The organism is Vallitalea okinawensis (genome assembly GCF_002964605.1).
Taxonomy (GTDB): Bacteria; Bacillota; Clostridia; order Lachnospirales; family PQDH01; genus Vallitalea_A; species Vallitalea_A okinawensis.
On sequence record NZ_PQDH01000001.1, the window covers coordinates 97,918 to 116,681 of the forward strand.

An 18,764-nucleotide genomic window follows, 5' to 3' on the forward strand; every position below is an offset into this window, starting at 1 on the left:
CTGATCACGTACTTTTTTTAGGTTGTAAATATAACTTACTTTAGTTTTTAGAAGTCAAACTTATCATGGAAATACATTAATAACTCATCTATCTTAACTCTCTCTTGCTCCATTGAATCTCTATGACGAATAGTAACAGAAGCATCATCTCTTGAGTCAAAATCAAATGTGATACAGAATGGTGTACCAATTTCATCTTGTCTTCTATAGCGCTTACCAATAGATCCTCTATCATCAAATTCTACATTGTAGTATTTACTTAGCATTTTTACAACATCATTAGCCTCTTCAGATAACTTCTTAGATAATGGTAAGACAGCCATTTTAATTGGCGCTAATGCTGGATGGAAACGAAGTACATTTCTTACATCGCCATTTTCCAACTCTTCTTCATCATAAGCTTCACAAAGGAATGCAAGTGTTACTCGATCAGCACCTAATGATGGTTCAATACAATAAGGAACATATTTTTCATTAGTTGTTGGATCGAAGTAATTCATATCTTCTCCGGAATGCTCCGCATGCTTTTTAAGGTCAAAGTCAGTACGGTCAGCAATACCCCAAAGTTCTCCCCAGCCAAATGGGAATAAGAATTCAATATCTGTTGTTCCATTACTGTAATGAGATAATTCTTCTTCACTATGATCACGTACACGCATATGCTCATCTGTCATTCCTAAACGTTTTAACCAATTTACACAGAACTCTTTCCAGAATTCAAACCACTCTAAGTCTTTACCTGGTTCACAGAAAAATTCAAGTTCCATTTGTTCAAACTCTCTTGTTCTAAAAGTAAAGTTACCTGGAGTTATCTCATTTCTAAAGGATTTACCAATCTGACCAATACCAAATGGTACTTTTCTTCTTGTTGTTCTTTGAACGTTTTTAAAGTTAACAAAAATACCTTGAGCTGTCTCTGGACGCATATAAACTGTATTCTTAGCATCTTCCGTTACACCTTGAAAAGTTTTAAACATGAGGTTAAATTGACGAATATCTGTGAAATCCTTTTTACCACAAGATGGACACACAATACCTTGTTCATCAATATAGCTCTTCATTTGATCATTTGTCCATGAGTCAACTGGATCAGTGATTTCTTCACCTTTTTCCATCATAAAATCTTCAATGATTTTATCTGCTCTGAATCTCTCTTTACAATCTTTACAGTCCATTAATGGGTCATTGAAACCACCAACATGACCAGAAGCAACCCATACTTGTGGGTTCATTAAGATGGCACAGTCCACACCAACGTTATGTGGATTTTCTTTAATAAATTTATCCCACCATGCTTTTTTAACATTATTTTTTAATTCAACCCCTAAAGGACCGTAATCCCATGTGTTGGCTAAACCACCGTAAATTTCAGAACCAGGGTAAACAAATCCTCTTGTTTTCGCTAGAGATACTATCTTTTCCATTGTCTTTTCCATAAGCTCCATCCTTTCTTCTTCTTTTAGGCTTTACAAATCAATTTTTGATTATGCCTACTCTATTAATTGAACTTAATTTTTATACAACAAAAGACTCCCGTCTCTTGCTGTACGCAAGGGACGAAAGTCTTATTCCGCGGTTCCACCCTTATTGCCATTTTCTTACAAAACGACCTCTTTATTCTACATGCTCTGAAGTGCCTTTCTTACAAGATATCGGCTAAGCTCTCACCATCCTTAGCTCGCTTGACGCATCTCCTGTAATACTCCTCTTCGTCTACGCATGACACTATTTACCTTTAATGAAACTAAGTATAACAAATTCTTAAACTGTCGTCAATAAAAATCTTGTATTTAAAATTTACTATCGTCAATAGTATCCAAGTATGCTTTCACTGGTTCAACTGCTTTTTTGATGCAACCATCTTCAAATGGATTATCGAGACCTACATAATCTAAAAGCTTAATGAAAGACATTGTACCACCTGCTTTACAAAGCTTCATATAATCTCCCCAAGCTTTTTCGCGATTTTCTTCAGCCTTATTGCGGAATTGAATTGCACAAATAGCGGCTAATGTATAGTCTATATAATAGAATGGATCGTAGAAAATATGTCCTTGTCTAAACCAGAAGCCACCTCTCTCCAAGAAATCACAATCCGCATAATCTCTATGAGGTAAGTACTTCTTCTCAATTTCACGCCACATTGATTTACGTTCAGTAGGCGTTGCTTCTGGGTTCTCATATACCCAATGCTGGAATTCATCAACAGTTACACCATAAGGAATAAAAAGAATGGAATCAGCATGATGATAGAATTTATATTTATCTGTATCCTCAACAAAGAATTCTTCCATCCAAGGATAGGTTAAAAACTCCATGCTCATAGAATGAATCTCGCTTACTTCATAGGTTCCCCAATAGTATTCAGGTAATTCGTAGCCTCGACTAGAGAACACTTGGAAGGCATGACCTGCCTCATGAGTTAATACATCCACGTCACCTGCTGTACCATTGAAGTTTGCAAAGATGAATGGTGATTGGTATTTAGGTAGATACGTACAATAACCACCTCCACGTTTGCCTTTTTTACTCAATACATCAAATAAATCATGTTCCACCATAAACTCCATAAAAATCTTTGTTTCCTCGGAAAGTTCACTGTACATCTTCATACCTTTATTCATGATCCAATCCGGGTCACCTTTAGGTGTTGGATTACCTGATAAGAACTGTAAACCTTCGTCATAATAATATAAATGATCATAACCTAATCGTTTGCATTGGCGTTCTCTTAATTCAGTCGTTATTGGTACTAGACTATCTTTCACTTGCTTACGGTAATTTGCAACCTGTTCTGCTCTATAGTCTGTACGTTGCATCCGGCGATAGCCCACTTCCACAAAGTTCTTGAAACCTAATTTCTGTGCAATAGAATGACGTACTTTCACCATGCTATCATAGATTTCATCTAACTCCGCCTCATGCTCTTCAAAAAAAGCTATATACGCTTTTTGTGCCGCAATTCTTGTATCCCTGTCTTTTGATTGCATAAATGGACGCATTTGAGATAAGTTACGCTCTTCACCTTCGAACATGATCTTAGCTGAAGACAATAACTTCCCATATCTACTGCTTAACTTATTTTCTTCTTGAAGATCAGGAATGATTGCCTCACTGAATACGCTTAATTTTGCTTCAGCAAGATCAAACAATTGCTGTCCCCATTGTTCCTTTAGTTCTTCTTTAAATTTTGAATTAACTAAGGCTTCATAGTATTTGGATATTAAGCCTTCATAGATAGGACTGTTTTCATCCATGTAATCATTTTCTTTGTCATAAAACTCATCAGTTGTATCAATGGTATTACGAATGTAGGCTATATCCATCATTGTATCTACCGTTTGGCGAATATCATTTATTTCTGCGATAATTTTATTTTGCTCCTCTAATGATTCTGCTTCATTGAATTTAACAATTAACTTCTCAACGTCTGCTTTGATCAGATCCATTTGAGGTCTTTTATATTCATAATCTACAAATTTCATACTAGCACCTCCACGGCTATTTTTCAAACTTTAAAATTTATGACTGTTTATTGCTTTCATAGTTAAGCATTCAATATAATTTCAGCATACTCATTGTCTGTGTTTAAGATATGATGAAGTACCCAACCCATTACAAAGTTTGTTAATTCTTTAAGGTTTTCTTTTTGGTTCTCATCAATATCTTTATCAAAGAACTTGTCTACTTTCTTCATAAAGAATTCATGCTCCATGATATGTACATCCTTATTAGGATAGTCTAGTTCTCCAAACAATTCTTCTTCTCTCTCAAAATGATATCTGGTATATTCTCGTAATTCATTCAAGATTTCAACAATATCGTCGTATCTGTCAATAGAATCATCAAGTTCTAATAAGGATAATAACTTATTGCCTATTGAAACAAGTTCTCCATGTTGCTCATCGATTTCATCGATTCCTAAAACATACTTTTCATCTAATTTTGTTGCCATATGCCACCTCTTTCGTACCTTATTTCATGACAAAAGTCTTAGCTCGTTCTTTCATCTAAGACTTAGTAAATCATTAAAGGCTAATGTTTTTTCCAGTATAACACATCCAAATTATTGAAATCAATACATTATCATAACTCGGTGTTTAAACTAAAGGATTTAATATTTCTTCAAGAAAATCTAAGGTCTTGAAATGCCTATCTAAATGATATTGAATAAACTCTTTAGTAATGATAGATAGCTTATCGAGAACCTCTTCAGACACATTAAACTGAAACACTGATTGAACATTGGTATAGATAATGTATCTTAAAGACATGATGACACCTTCTTCTAAAGGTGATGACATTCCTTTAGAATGACATAACTGACATACTAGACCTCCTTTTCTAGAAGAAAAAAAGTACGTATTAGCTTCTTTACTACAATTGGAACAGCATTGTAATTCAGGCGTATAACCACTGAGGCTTAATACCTTTAACTCATAAATTACTTTGATTAATTCTAAAGCTAACTGCTCATCTTCTAAACGTCTCAAAGCTTTTAAAGTTAATAGCAGCAACTGTGGATAAGGTTCATTTTCAAGAGCTACATAATCTAATAATTCCATAAAATACATACCATAAGCCACTCTATGAATATCACTACGTATATTATGAAAAAAATCAATAAGCTCCATACTCTTTATAGTTGTATAACTCTTTCTCTCTAAAAAGATAATATCACAATACGCAAATACTTGGGTCGTTGCCAGCAGATTACTCTTCGGCTTTCTTGCCCCTTTAGCAAAAGCTGTAATTTTACCGTATTCTTTTGTATATACGGTTATTCTTTTATCATTCTCTCCGATAGGCATTTCATTGATAATGAGCCCTCGTGCTTTATATTCTTTCACATTGATCACCAGATTATTTGTAGAATGAGGTAATGTAGATAGAGTAAACATAATCTACTTTCTACATTATAATCAAAAATAGGTTCTCTGAATATAGTTTTCATCAAATTAATATCATTATTATGCATAAATCTTTGAAAATCACAAATCTTTTTATTAATTATAAGCCAAATACCCTTATAGCATTATGATAAAAAACATCTTCATGAAACTCTACCGGTACCAAAGCTTTAACAAATTGGATATAGGCTTCTAAATCTACCAGTGGCCAATCAGAGCCAAATAGCAGCTTTCTATAATTATCTGTATACACAAGAGCCCGCTTTATATGATCCATGAATAATCTTTCATTCATGAATTTGTTGACCTGTTTAGCATCACCTACAATTAAACCTGAAAGATCAGCGTATACATTGGGATTCTTAGAAATCACTTCAGCACAATCCATAACCCATGGATCACCTAGATGAGCGATGATAAAGTCGATGTCTCGATGACTTACAGCCAGTTCATCTATATTTAAAGGATGCGAATATTTCAGTAAACCTCTATCCGAATAGGTATCTCCAGAATGGATAACTACTGGTAGTTGATGCTTTGCTGCTAACGCATAGATAGGTTGATATACCTCATCATAAACATGAAAATGATAGTATCCTGCATAAATCTTAATACCTACAACTGAATCATTCATCAACTGTTCCTCAATGTTTCTTAACTCTAATTCCTTAGTCTGATCAGCTAATGGGATAGGATTAACTCCAATGCATGTATATAGACCTCTTGGTAGCTTATTTTCTAGATCTAATAGCATGGGATTAGGGCTTTCTCTATCAGGAAAGCCCCCTTTATATTGTTCTGTTAGCCCCATACCTATGCTTTTCATCACATTATTCTTCTTAAATTCATCTTTATATCCAGCCGCAGAATAATCCACATTTGAAAGCTCTTTAGCCGTATCTATAAAGCTATTTATATTCGAAAAATGAATATGAGCATCAATAATCTGCATTCTGTCCTCCTATAGTCTAAAAGTAAGTTTATTTAAATCCTCCAGCATTACCAGGTCTATTCTTTCTTCACTGAATATCATGAAAGATGGATTGGTAATGGCTGTGGATTGATCTGGAACAGCAAGGTCAAGCAAATAACTCTCCCACGCAACACCATTGGAATTATAGAAAGCTAGCGGAACTGTTTCATTAATGAGGCGAGTCATCTTATCCTTAACTCCTTCACACTCATGAACAGCATAATGCTTATTAAGAACATCAAATTCTGAATCGCCACATCGATAGATCATATGATTTCCTTCATGATCCTGATAATGTACTTTATTCTTACCTAAATCTTCACCAGCCTTCATAAACATGGTATTGACTAGAGAGCCTGAGCCCAAATATTTGCCCATGTTCTGCTTAATAACTGCAAATGAACATAGTATAGGTACCCCAGAAATCATTAAGAAATACTGATCTAATTGAAGCCCTTTATATTTTTCATTCTCAGTGATATCTAGTGTCATTCTTATGCCGGACCAACTGTTCCCATGATTATCATCAATAGTAACGAACTCAGCAGATCGTTTTTCTTTGTATAAGGATGCAAAGGTCATATTGGTTGGTCGATAATCAAATCCTCCAGTCCAATAGTTCCACCATCCCTTTATAGAGGCTTCTGGGAAACTATGATCAAGCCATTGAAGTCCTTTATTCTCAATTGAGTAGATACCATTTCCATAAGTAGGAGCAGCTTTAATGGTTATCAATCCATTGGAAACTTCGTAGACTTCCACCTCGTCTTCCATGTACTTGTTGCTTAAAACCTTATTTTCTCCTTGGAAGAAGATAGCCTTATTTTTTAACATTGATCTAGAGTTAAGATCGATCTGAAGACAGAGAATATCCATAGGTCGATTCTCCTTCATTGTCATTTCTACCATAAACTCATTATGATCATTTGATTTCAATTGACATTCTTTAGTTTCAACACTACCTGTCGTAGATTGAATACTCATTGAACCAGCTGCAGAAATTTTTTGATGTTCCTTGATGGATACCTTCAATTGGTTATCAACTATAGGGTTGCCATCATTTATTTTACATTCTAGCCCCTGCTTCAAATCTTTTATACTGTTTTGATAAACCTCATTACCCATGTATTGACTGAAATCCTGCCATTTATCAAAGGTATCAAATGCTAAAACAATAGGCTTTGATAATCTCTCTTCTAATGGTTCTAGTTTACCTATATTACTTTCTATCATCGCAAATACCTGATTAAAAGACATCTTGCTATCATGAGACCAACCTAATCCTGTATTGATGTCAAAATCACAGAAAACCCAGTTTTGATCCACCTTCTTGTAGTCCCATCGGTTAGCGATTAACCCATCTGCTCCTGGTGTTCTGATAACGCCACCATCGTAAGGAATGTAACCACCCCATAGAAGATTAAAGACTTGCTGATTGACAAAGATCTCATCAAAGGTATAGGTTTCAGAACAGTTACGCAGTTTAAAATAGATTTCTGCAAGACCATCTTGGTATAATTCAATAAAATATTGAAATTGGAGATCTAATAATTTTTCAGAAAGATAAACAGCTTTTAATAACACACTGTCTTTTCTTACTTCAAAACTTACTTCTTCAGGTTTTTTATTATAAAACTCCAGTGAATAGGGTTTACCTAATTGTGGTGGTCTGAATGTAATATCATCATCAGGTATATGTCCAAACTTATATATACTAACAAAATTATTACGCTTATTAAGCTTCATAGAGTATTGACCATTGTAAATATACCAACCATCCTCATCAGCACCATAGTAACGTCCTCGGTAGCCCTTAAAGGCTCCAGTTACTTTTGATTTGAACATTAGTTCATCTGTTGGAGATTGTATATTCACAGTAATATCTTGATCATAAAACCCATAATCCTTCAAAAGAACACTTATAGGTACGGATATTTTTTCTTTAGGCTTAAGTTTTGATTTCACCATACCATCATTAAAGGTTAGAAAATCAGTATCATTCAATTGGAATGAAACTTGAATATCGTCATCAAAATTATTTTGAATATCCATATGACAGATAGATGGTTGGTTAATTAATAAAGCCCCTTCCAGATCAGTCATTTTAAGTTTAACTGGGAATTTTGGATCTATTCCAACTTTAAATAACGCCTTCTTACCATTAACTTTTACTTCAGAGACAACGCATGGATGTGTCTTCCATATACTCTGCTCCTCTTCGACTGGATCAATAAAGAATTCTCTCGTTATTGTTTCCGAATCACTTATATTACCTTCATACAAGAAGTCACATTTTATATTCTTATCATTTTGACTCTTTATTGAGACTTGAAGCTCTTTCTTACTTTTATTATGTATATCATATTGGATCACATATTTTCTACCAAATACTAATTTCTGTTTATTTACTCTAGCTTTAATAACGTAATCATCGGTTTCAATACATGTTAATCCTCTACCTTTACGTTCAAATTCCATCCTTAAATGAGTATCACCTTTTTTCCAGATGTAATCGTAATACTCAAAGTCACCCTCTGTTCTTCCATCACTTTCAACTTTTATTTCACGATAACTATCTGCATACCAATCTAAATCATCAAAGTAATGTTTAACAGCCTCTGTTCTCATGACATAGGGTATAAAGTTCATTAGATGAGTGGAATCATCTCTTCTTTCCCAGAAAAATCCACACTTTTTATATAAAGGTACAGCTTTATCATTACCCTGCCATGTATAAAGGTCAAGTCTAGGCCATTTGGCATCGATAGCTAATTTGACACATTCCAAAAGCAATCTCTTACCAACCTTCTGACCAATATAGTCTGGACGAACGTTTAATAGAGGTATATAGGATGCTCCTTCATCTTGTTTATATTCTCCAAAACTGCAGTAACCAACTACTTCTTTACCATCAAGAGCTATGAAGGCGCAGATATTCCCCATATTATCATTTTCATTAATAATATCTTCAGCTGTTTTTACAACCTCTTCGCCTCCCCAGTTTTTCCCGCTTTTGTTCCACATGATTGCAACTTCTTCTGCATAACTGTGACTGTATTTAACAATATCAATTTTCTTCATAATCCATTACCCCCTAAATCCTTTACTCTGCAACATTCCAATCCACCATATTCTATTCTCCGCATTCCTCCATTCAAATATTCTTATATGAATTCCCATAATAGAGAATATCACTCCACTCTTTAAGTAATTTAGCAAACAAAAAAAGCTGTAATCAATACAGCTTTTTAATAACATCATAGATAGTACTACATAGCGTAGTTTATAATAAGCAATTTTTCTCCATTTGATAAGCAATAAAAAAGCAGCTATAAACTACAGCTACTTAAAATTTACTCAATATAGTTTTCCTTAATTATTAAATAAAGCTGCAGATTACCTGCAGCTAAATAATCCTCAATAATAAAATTATAGAACACCAATCTGCAGGTTGCGTTGTTTAATTTTCAAAGAACAGTCCTTAACAGTCATCATTCCATTTGTTATACAACATATTTCCAATGTTTGTTTGTTTAGTTCCATGAAATTAGTTAACATTTACACAACCTCCTTTTCTATAATTTTACTTTCTATAACATCATAGCATGAACATAATTAAATTGCAAGTTTTTCCATTATAATTATTTTTATGAAGCTATATCTATAAATGACTCCCTCACTAAAGCTTCTTATTAAAAAAACTCTGATAGTCTTTTTGCGATATAATAATGATCATGATAAATATTTATTAGTTCACATGGATCTTCATACAAATCATATAGCTCGCTCTTATCATTATAATATTCAATATATTTATACCTTCTAGTTCTAACACATCTAAAATTTCTTTCTTCAGAAATAATGGCATCACGGTGTTTTTTACTCTGGCCACTAAGAATACTAGCTAAGGATTTTCCATCCATAATTGGTTGTTGACTGATACCAGCTAAATCTTGTATTGTAGGGTTGACATCGATCAATTCTACCAACTCTTCACAAATCCCACTGCTAATCTTTGGTCCTGAGATAAGTAAGGGTATATGTATAGCGCTTTCATAAGGCATATGTTTACCGAATAAACTGAAATCTCCGAGCATGTCGCCATGATCACTTGTCAATATAATGTATGTACTTTCTAGACTACCTTTCATCTTTAAAGCATCAATGATTCTACCAATCTGCTCATCAAGCAAGCGAATATAAGCTGCATACTGCTGTTTTGCTCTAAGTTGCTGTTCTTCACTTAAAGTCTTTTTTTTCCTCTTAACCCAATTGGAGCTTTTTTCTTCTTTGCTTATGATAGATACGGGCATTTGCCTGTCAGCATATATGTCTGCATAAACTTCTGGTGGATCAAATGGATCATGAGGTCCTAAGAAATTGACTTGTAAATACCATGGAAAATCCTGTTCCATATCATAAATTGTCTTAATGACTCTATTTGCAACGAAGGTGTCAATGTAATCTTCTGTTTCTAAATGACTACATTCTGTTAATCCATTAAAATAGTCTGCCCTTCTTAATTCTTCTTTCCGCGCGTGGAAACCCGCTAATACCCCCTTTTCTTTAAGATACTGTGTATAGGGTCCTATAGGTTCTATAGCTCTTGCCGCTTCCCTTTTTCCTTCTACTTCAAAGGGTTTAGTAAAGCCATAGGAATAGTTACAAGGTCTTTCTCCCCTAACGCCATCACTATCTGTCACTTTTGCCAAATCCAGTTTACCCACAAAATCAACCTGATAACCATTATCTCGTAGTGATTGGTAATAGGTTCTATAGTTTAATGATAATGATACTTGATTATCCAGAACCCCAATATGCGAGGGATGCATACCAGTTGCTAAACCAATTCTTGCAGGTGCACAGACAGGGGCATTAGTGAAACAGTTAGAAAATACCATCCCATTTTTAGCTAATACATCGATATTGGGTGTATCCACATGTTTTGCTCCATTATAACCAAGGTAATCAAATCTTAACTGATCTAGCATGATCATAAGTATATTCGGTCTTTGAGGACTCATTACTTCATCTCTCCTTAAACATTTTATCCCTTATAATCATACCTGATTATTGATGGTCCTCTAATAGTCTCAACCAGCAAAAACATGTTACAAAAAAGTGACTACTGCACAAATTTCCAACACTAAAAAAAAACACAATTTTGATTCAAGGAATCAAAATTGTGATCTCAATTAATTCATATCGTTTGTAAAGTAGTCATCATTATGGTCATGATAACTCTCTGTATTGGTTTGATAAGTATTATATTCATGCTCCTCATTGGTATCAAGTTCCTTTGTTGCCATATAAGCATTGATGTTACCTGTGTTTTTAAAGTATTTCCAGAAAACTTCTTCCAACATTAGCACGCCCCCTTAACCTATTTACATTTAATATTCTCTCCGTTAGGGGATAAAAAAATACTGCTAAAAAGTTACCAAAAAAAAAATGAAATTTGTACCTTGACAATGGTTATTTTAGAGTTCTCCGTTACTATAACCAAAGTTTTTTAATAAGAAATCACTATCTCGCCAGTCTTTCTTAATTTTCACCCACAACTCTAAGTATACTTTAGTACCTAATAAATGCTCTATATCTCTTCTTGCTAAAGAACCTATTTTCTTAAGCATAGAACCTTGTTTTCCTATTATAATTCTCTTATGTGAATCTCTTTCACATATAATAGTAGCATTAATCTCAATTAAATTCTTATCTTCTCTTTCAACCATCTTCTCAATAACAACGGCAATACCATGAGGTATTTCTTGTTGCAAACTATGAAGTGCTTTCTCTCTGATAAATTCTGCAACAATCTGACGCTCAGGTTGATCTGTAATCATATTCCCAGGGAAATACATAGGACCTTCTTCCATGTATTTATATAATGTCTTCATTAGCTCATCAACGTTTTCACCTTTGTATGCAGATATTGGTACAATCTCTTTAAAATCATAAAGATCTTTATATGCAGCTATGACTTCCAAAATTGAATCACGATCAACTGTATCAATCTTATTAATAACAAGAAAAACAGGTGTTTTAACGTGTTCCAATTGCTCTATGATATAACGATCACCTTTACCAGGTTTTTGATCAGGTTCAACTAAGAATAAAACTACATCAACCTCATTCAGTGTATTTTCTGCCACCTTTACCATATACTCACCTAGTTTAGACTGAGGTTTATGTATACCCGGCGTATCGATGAATACGATTTGTCCTTCTTCAGTGGTATGAATACTTTGTATGCGGTTTCTTGTAGTTTGAGGTTTGTTGGACATGATGGCTACTTTCTCCCCAACAACTTGGTTCATTAATGTAGACTTTCCTACATTAGGTCTCCCTACTATTGTAACAAATCCAGATTTAAAATCATTACTCAAATTATATTCCTCCATGTTTTAACTTTCTCTTCAATTGCCTTATTTAATTAAATAATATTTTGATGATATTTGCAAGTTATTTTTATAGGATATAGTATTTATCTTACTGGATTAAACCATACATCATTAGCTTATTCTACTTCGAAAATATTTAATCATTGAGAATTGCCACTATTTCACTTGTTATATATAAGTATTTAGTTGCGTTTTTGTGCATTTATATGTTGACACCCACATTCATAAATAGTAAAATGAAATCAATAGTAGCTAAAGCATTCTTCTCACATGTATTCATAGATAATTGGGAGTAAAGTTTAGCTATACGCTTTGATAGATTTTAGATAAGAAGGTGGTATACACTGTATAAATAAACTTATAGATTGCTCAATAATCATTTAAAAGGAAGGAGTTTAACTGTTATGAAAAAAGAATTAGCTTATTATGATGTTTATCCAAAAATCCTGCCATCCAATACAGAAACAACTATAAAAATAGAATCTCTTTATTGGCCCTGGGATGTGACCTTAGATTATACCATTACCATCTATCCTATGGATACTAGAATTGAGTTATTAGAGTCTTCAGATTATGATGAGATCCATTTAAAAGCAAATGATAATTTTCTTGAATTTACATATGCCTTTAAAAAAGAGCAGGAGTATGTTTTACAGTTAAAGAGTAACTTGACTACCAAAAAAGAGGATCTATTGTTCTTTTCTGTTTATGCTTTAGATGAGGATTTATTTAAAAGAAAAGCATTTAAAGGTGATTTCCATCTACATAGTTTTAGATCCGATGGTAGAGAAAACCCAGCATTTGTTGCTGCATCTTGCAGAAAGATCGGTTTAGATTTTATGGCTCTTACAGATCATGGTCGTTATCAACCCTCTCTAGAAGCTCAAGAAGCATTTCAAGATGCAGCTATTGATCTTAAGATCTTCCCTGGCGAAGAAATTCATCCACCTGGGAATGATGTTCATATGATTAATTATGGTGGAAAATTTAGTGTTAATGAGCTTTTTAAGAAGGAACCCAATTGGCGTGAGGAAGTAAAAGCGCTGGAAAATGAAGTAACAGATTTACCAGAGGGTATTAGCCTTTTTGAATATTGTAGCTGTAAATGGGTTTTTAATAAAACCCGTGAAGCAGGTGGTTTAGCCATCTACTGTCATCCTTATTGGGTTTGTGGTAAATGTTATCATGTCAAACCTGCTTTCAATGACTACATGTTTGAAAAGCAGGATTTTGATGCCTTTGAGGTACTTGGTGGTCATACTCCTGAATCTAATATGTTACAAGTTTCACGTTACCATGAAGAGCGTGCAAAGGGTAAAAAGATTCCAATTGTCGGTGCAAGTGACACTCATGGATGTGAAAGAGGTATCTACTTTGGTTGGTACTATACCATCGTTTTTTCTGAAAATTTACAGATTGATAATATCATAAAGGGGGTCAAAGACCTGTATTCCGTTGCAGTTGAACATCTACCAGGTGAAGAAATAAGAATACATGGTCCCTATCGCTTAGTTAAATATGCATTATTCTTAAATAGAGAAGTCTTCCCTAAACATGATCAGTTATGTCATGAAGAAGGTACTCAAATGTTAAACTATATCCATAATAAAGATGAAGCAAACTCTATTTTAAAACAGTTACAAGGTAAGACTGATGAACTTTACAAAAAATATTGGAACGACTAGAAAAACAATACACTTCGTAGGGGGTAATCATGGATAATAAAGTATATTTGAATCGAGATAATGCCTATTATAAAGGTAACGTACATACCCATTCAACAATATCAGATGGAGCTAAATCGCCGGAAGAAGTGGCAAGAATATACCGAGAGGAAGGTTACCATTTCTTGGTCTTAAGTGATCATGATAGATATGTAAGGATTGATGATTTTAACACGAAAGATTTCATCTTAATCCCTGGGATGGAAAGAGGTAAGATGGCACCAGATTCATCAAAAAATCTAGGCTTTCATATATCTGCTTTAGATGATCCTACTGTGGAAGTTAAAGAAAGATTTTCTCATCTTGATGATCAGACTGATCGTAAAAAATGGGAAGGTCTATCCACTGTTCAAAAGGTAATCGATGAATGCGTTGAAAAAGGAAACATCGTCATCTATAATCATCCTGAATGGTCCATGCATACCTACGATCACATGGAACGATTACATGGTTATTTTGCTATGGAAATATATAATCATGGTAGCCGCTATAATACTTCAGCATCTTATGGAACAAGTTACTGGGATTATTTATTACGAAAAGGTCGAAAAGTCTTTGGTATAGCAGCAGATGACGCACATTTACTTTGGACAGATACAGAAATCAAAGATTACTTTGGAGGCTGGATTATGGTTCAAGCTGAAAGTTTAACCCATGCAGCTATTATCACTGCCTTAAAGAATGGACGCTACTATTCAAGTACTGGACCTGAAATATATGATTATAGGGTAGAAAACGGTAATGTAAAAGTAGAATGCTCAGAATGTAAATTCATTGAATTTAAAGCCTTTGAAGAGCGGGGAGAAATATTTTTTAATAAAGATGCATCTCCACTAACAGAAGCCTCCCTAAAAATTAAAGAAGGCATGAAATATATAAGGGTTGAATGTGTAGATTATGACGGTAATGTAGCATTCAGTAATCCTATCTTCATGTAATAGGAAACTTGACACTAGTCACTTTTTCAGAAGATAATCATTTTATGAAGATAAAGAGCCTATAGAAGGGCTCTTTATCTTTATTACAACAATTATCTTAGTGGAGCAAGATATATGGAGGTATTTATGAAAAATAAAATCTATTTAGATCAAGATATTACTTGCTTTAAGGGTAACATACATACTCATTCATCGATATCTGATGGGGCTAAGCCACCTGAAGAAGTTGCTCGAATATACCAGGAAGGAGGTTATGACTTCTTGGTTTTAAGTGATCATGATAGATATATACGAAATGATTCCTTTAACTCCAAAGATTTCATTTTGATCCCTGGGATGGAAAGAACTAAACTTGCACCAGATGCATCTAAAGATCTTATTTTTCATCTAAATGCATTAGATGATCCTACAGTAGAAGTTAAAGAGAGATTATCCCATCTTGATTATTTTGGCCATGCAAAGTGGGAAGGCTTATGCACTGTTCAACAAGAAATCAATCAACTTATTGAAAAAGGAAATATAGTCATTTATAACCACCCTGAATGGTCCATGCATGTATACGACTACCTGGATAAATTAGAAGGATATTTTGCATTAGAAATATACAATCATGGTACTCGCTTAAATACATCAGCCTCTTATGGTACAAGTTACTGGGATTATTTATTACGAAAAGGTCGAAAAGTCTTTGGTATAGCAGCAGATGACGCACATTTACATTGGACGGATACTGAAATCAAAGATTATTTTGGAGGTTGGATTATGGTTCAAGCTGAAAGCTTAACCCATGCAGCTATTATCACTGCCTTAAAGAATGGATGCTACTATTCAAGTACTGGACCTGAAATATATGATTATAGGGTAGAAAACGGTATTGTAAAAGTAGAATGCTCTAAATGCAAATTCATCGAATTTAAAGCCTTTGAAGAGCGGGGAGAATTATTCTTTAATAAAGATGCGTCTCCACTAACAGAAGCTTCCATAAAAATTAAAGATGGTATGAAATATATAAGGGTTGAATGCGTTGATTACGAGGGAAATGTAGCATTTAGTAATCCAATTTTTATGGATTAGGAACCTTCACACCAATCTCATTTGGACATATCATCATTTAACAATGCTAGAGAGCCTGTAGATAGGGTTCTTTAGTTTTTATTATTATGTATAATTGTGCTTTATTGTGCATATTAGTGCATTTACTGTTTGACATTCCTCAATATTAAGATTAAAATAATAAGTGAAGAGTAGAAATAATGCTAACTAAAGTACAATCTTAATTATTAATTTATGCATTCAAATAAGGTGGGGTGTTCATGCAAAACAAAATTTATATGAAAAGTAAAAAATCATTAGGTCAAGGTCACTTTTTCCACAAACTACTCTTTTCTTATGTGACCATATTGATTATTCCAATCTTGTTAATTCTGATGTTATCTTATTTTTATGTTGAGTCCTATTTGAAGCCCAGTTTAAGTAATATTGAATCCCTTCAATTAGATATCATTAAGTCCAATACTGAAAGTCTCATCGAGCAAATTGATTTAATTGCTCTTAATATCATGCATAGCGATAATATTGAGTTTTTAAAGGATCTTACAAAAGATAATCTTCTAAGCGATTACAAATATATAGAGAACTTATATGAAATAACAGATAGATTGTCAAGATATACTCAATTAAACAGTAACATTCATTCTATATACATATACAACCAAGACACTTCACTATTATTGACATCAGAAGGAAAGGTTGAAGATGTTTCTGATATTAATACCAAAGTGATCTCTAATGCTACCGATCATGAATTTTATCTTTTTAAAGATATTAGCTGGTTAGACGAATATCAAATGGGTAACCGAATAACCTCTCCTAGAATAATCAAAGAAAAATCAAACGTAGAGATATTTTCGATTATCTACCCAATTAACTATAAAAACATGAATAGTATCATCGTCATGAATATTAATAAGGGAGAACTTTTTAACTTTCTTGACGAAAATACTGAAAGTACCTTTATACTTACACTAGATAATAGAGTCCTTTATAACAGTATGAATCTATCAAGTCCTTTAGCTGAAGCCGACTTCAATACAATAATTGAGAGAATTAAGTTTAATAAGGATAATAGCCAAGGTCATTTCTTTTATGAAGTAGAAGACAACGAAAAATACGCTGTTACCTACCGTCAAATGAATAGTTTATATGAAGATAACATTACCTTCATTAATTTATCGCCTGTAAGCATATTATTTAAGCAAATTAAGACTATTGGTATTTTAACAATTATTACTTCACTGATCACCATTATTATTGGTATCGCTATCTCTTATTTTGTTGCTGGTAAACTTTATAATCCTGTGAAGAAAATGCTCTACGATATAAAGTCTCAAGTTAAGATTAATTCTAATGGAAATGAAAATGAATTTGAAATAGTAGCATCAGCAATTGATGAACTTCTTAGACAAGAAGATGAGAGTAATAAAATGTATGAAATCAATAAGAATAATTTAAAAGAAGCGCATGTACTGGAATTGATAATGGGTAATGAAAATGAAGCTTTAGAGCAATATTGCAAGCTTTTAGACTTCACTGCAGTAATCGTTATATCCATAGACAATACGAGTGGTTTTATCAAAAAGTATACAAAACAAGACCAATATTACTATAAGTCTCTTTTCAAAATGACATGTGAACAAGTAGCCAATATAACAGCAAAAGGGTATGGGGCCGTTATCGAAAATAACAAAATTGCTCTCATCATTACGATGAACGAATACAGTAATGAAAATCTCGAAAAGATTGGTAACAGTATGCTAAAAGAAATCATGAAAATAAATGACTTTTCCTTTACAATAGGTGTTGGAAAAATATATACAGATGTTTCCCACATTAGAAGCTCTTATTTAGAAGCTATGGAAGCTTTAAAGTACAATTTCTTATTCAATGTAGATTCGGTCATCTTCTATTCAGAACTGGATCAAAATATGGTTCAATATTATTATCCACAGAATATTGATAGACAGATCATTAATGGCTTAAATTCTAACTCTTACGATGAAATTTGTAAAGTTATTAAAGACTTTTTTAATGATGTGCGTCATAAAAAGAATATAAACTATGATAATATTATGGGGATTATTAATCAAATCCTTACAACAACGATCAAAACACTCATCACTAATAACACCAAACTATCTGATATATATGGTGAAAGCTTTAATCTCTACAAAACTTTATATGCTAATAAAACCCTTGAAGAGATGGAGCATTTTTTACTTCGATTTTATAAAGATGTCATCCACTATAATCAATCACTTCTTAATCTTGATAGAAGATATGTAAATGAAGTAATTCAGTTAATTGATAATAATTATACTAATAGTAACCTTGATATCACGTGGGTATCTGAAAAACTAGGAATAAGCTATTCCCACTTGCGTAAAATCTTCTCAGATAATCTGAACGTTAATTTCCCAGACTATGTTAATAATTTGAGGATTTGTAGAGCTAAAAAACTCTTACTCGATTCAGATCTTACTATTCGTGACATAGCCTTAAAAACTGGTTTTAATAATGCACAAAGCTTTAATCGAAATTTTAAAAAGTATGAAGAAATTACTCCTACAGAGTATCGAAAAAACATATGGTTGTAATCACTACAAAGCGCCCTTAATAGGGTGCTTTTTTTGTGCATATTATACTATAAAATTAAATTTGTTCATTAGGAAAAAGATATTCAGTCCAAAATAAGTAAAACAGGTCATTGTAAAAATATTAATTATTTACAAAACAAAGTCTAAATGCTATAGTTTTTTGTG

At 33.2% G+C, this 18,764-nt stretch carries 14 protein-coding genes; 4 read left to right on the forward strand and 10 right to left on the reverse strand.

Annotated features, from left to right (window positions below):
• Positions 1-47 precede the first annotated feature (47 nt).
• From C1Y58_RS00725 to era, 10 genes are all read right to left on the reverse strand, one after another.
• Positions 48-1,436 carry a glycine--tRNA ligase gene (locus C1Y58_RS00725; protein ID WP_105614073.1) on the reverse strand — a complete coding sequence of 463 codons (1,389 nt, stop codon included), beginning with the start codon at positions 1,434-1,436 and terminating at the stop codon, positions 48-50.
• 354 nt (positions 1,437-1,790) lie between these two features.
• A complete protein-coding gene (locus tag C1Y58_RS00730; RefSeq protein ID WP_105614074.1) occupies positions 1,791-3,485 on the reverse strand; it encodes a M3 family oligoendopeptidase in 1,695 nt (564 codons plus the stop codon).
• A 62-nt stretch (positions 3,486-3,547) separates the two neighbouring features.
• Positions 3,548-3,955 (reverse strand): bacteriohemerythrin, encoded by a 408-nt coding sequence (locus tag C1Y58_RS00735; protein ID WP_105614075.1) that lies wholly within the window; start codon positions 3,953-3,955, stop codon positions 3,548-3,550.
• A gap of 145 nt (positions 3,956-4,100) precedes the next feature.
• Positions 4,101-4,850, reverse strand: coding sequence for a DNA repair protein RecO (gene recO, locus C1Y58_RS00740; RefSeq protein ID WP_157949882.1), 750 nt, complete (start codon positions 4,848-4,850; stop codon positions 4,101-4,103).
• A gap of 160 nt (positions 4,851-5,010) precedes the next feature.
• Positions 5,011-5,862 carry an amidohydrolase family protein gene (locus tag C1Y58_RS00745; protein WP_105614077.1) on the reverse strand — a complete coding sequence of 284 codons (852 nt, stop codon included), beginning with the start codon at positions 5,860-5,862 and terminating at the stop codon, positions 5,011-5,013.
• A gap of 9 nt (positions 5,863-5,871) precedes the next feature.
• Positions 5,872-8,964 carry a GNAT family N-acetyltransferase gene (locus C1Y58_RS00750; RefSeq protein WP_105614078.1) on the reverse strand — a complete coding sequence of 1,031 codons (3,093 nt, stop codon included), beginning with the start codon at positions 8,962-8,964 and terminating at the stop codon, positions 5,872-5,874.
• 348 nt (positions 8,965-9,312) lie between these two features.
• The gene (locus C1Y58_RS26960; RefSeq protein ID WP_278286061.1) at positions 9,313-9,441 is read right to left on the reverse strand and encodes a hypothetical protein; all 129 of its coding nucleotides are present in this window, start codon (positions 9,439-9,441) and stop codon (positions 9,313-9,315) included.
• 134 nt (positions 9,442-9,575) lie between these two features.
• The gene (locus C1Y58_RS00755) at positions 9,576-10,907 is read right to left on the reverse strand and encodes a sulfatase family protein (RefSeq protein WP_105614079.1); all 1,332 of its coding nucleotides are present in this window, start codon (positions 10,905-10,907) and stop codon (positions 9,576-9,578) included.
• 171 nt (positions 10,908-11,078) lie between these two features.
• A complete protein-coding gene (locus C1Y58_RS00760; RefSeq protein ID WP_105614080.1) occupies positions 11,079-11,249 on the reverse strand; it encodes a YqzL family protein in 171 nt (56 codons plus the stop codon).
• A 114-nt stretch (positions 11,250-11,363) separates the two neighbouring features.
• The gene (era, locus tag C1Y58_RS00765; RefSeq protein WP_105614081.1) at positions 11,364-12,269 is read right to left on the reverse strand and encodes a GTPase Era; all 906 of its coding nucleotides are present in this window, start codon (positions 12,267-12,269) and stop codon (positions 11,364-11,366) included.
• A 419-nt stretch (positions 12,270-12,688) separates the two neighbouring features.
• On the opposite strand from era, the gene C1Y58_RS00770 reads away from it, so the two are divergent.
• The 4 genes from C1Y58_RS00770 to C1Y58_RS00785 all read left to right on the forward strand — a co-directional run bounded on the left by C1Y58_RS00770 (position 12,689) and on the right by C1Y58_RS00785 (position 18,599).
• A complete protein-coding gene (locus C1Y58_RS00770) occupies positions 12,689-13,969 on the forward strand; it encodes a PHP domain-containing protein (RefSeq protein ID WP_105614082.1) in 1,281 nt (426 codons plus the stop codon).
• 29 nt (positions 13,970-13,998) lie between these two features.
• Complete coding sequence (locus C1Y58_RS00775; RefSeq protein WP_105614083.1) at positions 13,999-14,946, forward strand: CehA/McbA family metallohydrolase; 948 nt, start codon at positions 13,999-14,001, stop codon at positions 14,944-14,946.
• A gap of 126 nt (positions 14,947-15,072) precedes the next feature.
• Entirely contained in the window at positions 15,073-16,020 is a 948-nt protein-coding gene (locus tag C1Y58_RS00780; RefSeq protein WP_105614084.1) for a CehA/McbA family metallohydrolase domain-containing protein, read from the forward strand.
• A gap of 239 nt (positions 16,021-16,259) precedes the next feature.
• A complete protein-coding gene (locus tag C1Y58_RS00785) occupies positions 16,260-18,599 on the forward strand; it encodes a helix-turn-helix domain-containing protein (protein WP_105614085.1) in 2,340 nt (779 codons plus the stop codon).
• Positions 18,600-18,764: the final 165 nt, after the last annotated feature.

Excerpts from the sequence above, each read along its gene's own strand:
- C1Y58_RS00725 (WP_105614073.1), bottom strand. The coding sequence starts at position 1,436 with ATGGAAAAGACAATGGAAAAGATAGTATCTCTAGCGAAAACAAGAGGA.
- C1Y58_RS00730 (WP_105614074.1), bottom strand. The coding sequence starts at position 3,485 with ATGAAATTTGTAGATTATGAATATAAAAGACCTCAAATGGATCTGATC.
- C1Y58_RS00735 (WP_105614075.1), bottom strand. The coding sequence starts at position 3,955 with ATGGCAACAAAATTAGATGAAAAGTATGTTTTAGGAATCGATGAAATC.
- C1Y58_RS00745 (WP_105614077.1), bottom strand. The coding sequence starts at position 5,862 with ATGCAGATTATTGATGCTCATATTCATTTTTCGAATATAAATAGCTTT.
- C1Y58_RS00750 (WP_105614078.1), bottom strand. The coding sequence starts at position 8,964 with ATGAAGAAAATTGATATTGTTAAATACAGTCACAGTTATGCAGAAGAA.
- C1Y58_RS26960 (WP_278286061.1), bottom strand. The coding sequence starts at position 9,441 with ATGTTAACTAATTTCATGGAACTAAACAAACAAACATTGGAAATATGT.
- C1Y58_RS00755 (WP_105614079.1), bottom strand. The coding sequence starts at position 10,907 with ATGAGTCCTCAAAGACCGAATATACTTATGATCATGCTAGATCAGTTA.
- C1Y58_RS00760 (WP_105614080.1), bottom strand. The coding sequence starts at position 11,249 with ATGTTGGAAGAAGTTTTCTGGAAATACTTTAAAAACACAGGTAACATC.
- C1Y58_RS00770 (WP_105614082.1), top strand. The coding sequence starts at position 12,689 with ATGAAAAAAGAATTAGCTTATTATGATGTTTATCCAAAAATCCTGCCA.
- C1Y58_RS00775 (WP_105614083.1), top strand. The coding sequence starts at position 13,999 with ATGGATAATAAAGTATATTTGAATCGAGATAATGCCTATTATAAAGGT.
- C1Y58_RS00780 (WP_105614084.1), top strand. The coding sequence starts at position 15,073 with ATGAAAAATAAAATCTATTTAGATCAAGATATTACTTGCTTTAAGGGT.
- C1Y58_RS00785 (WP_105614085.1), top strand. The coding sequence starts at position 16,260 with ATGCAAAACAAAATTTATATGAAAAGTAAAAAATCATTAGGTCAAGGT.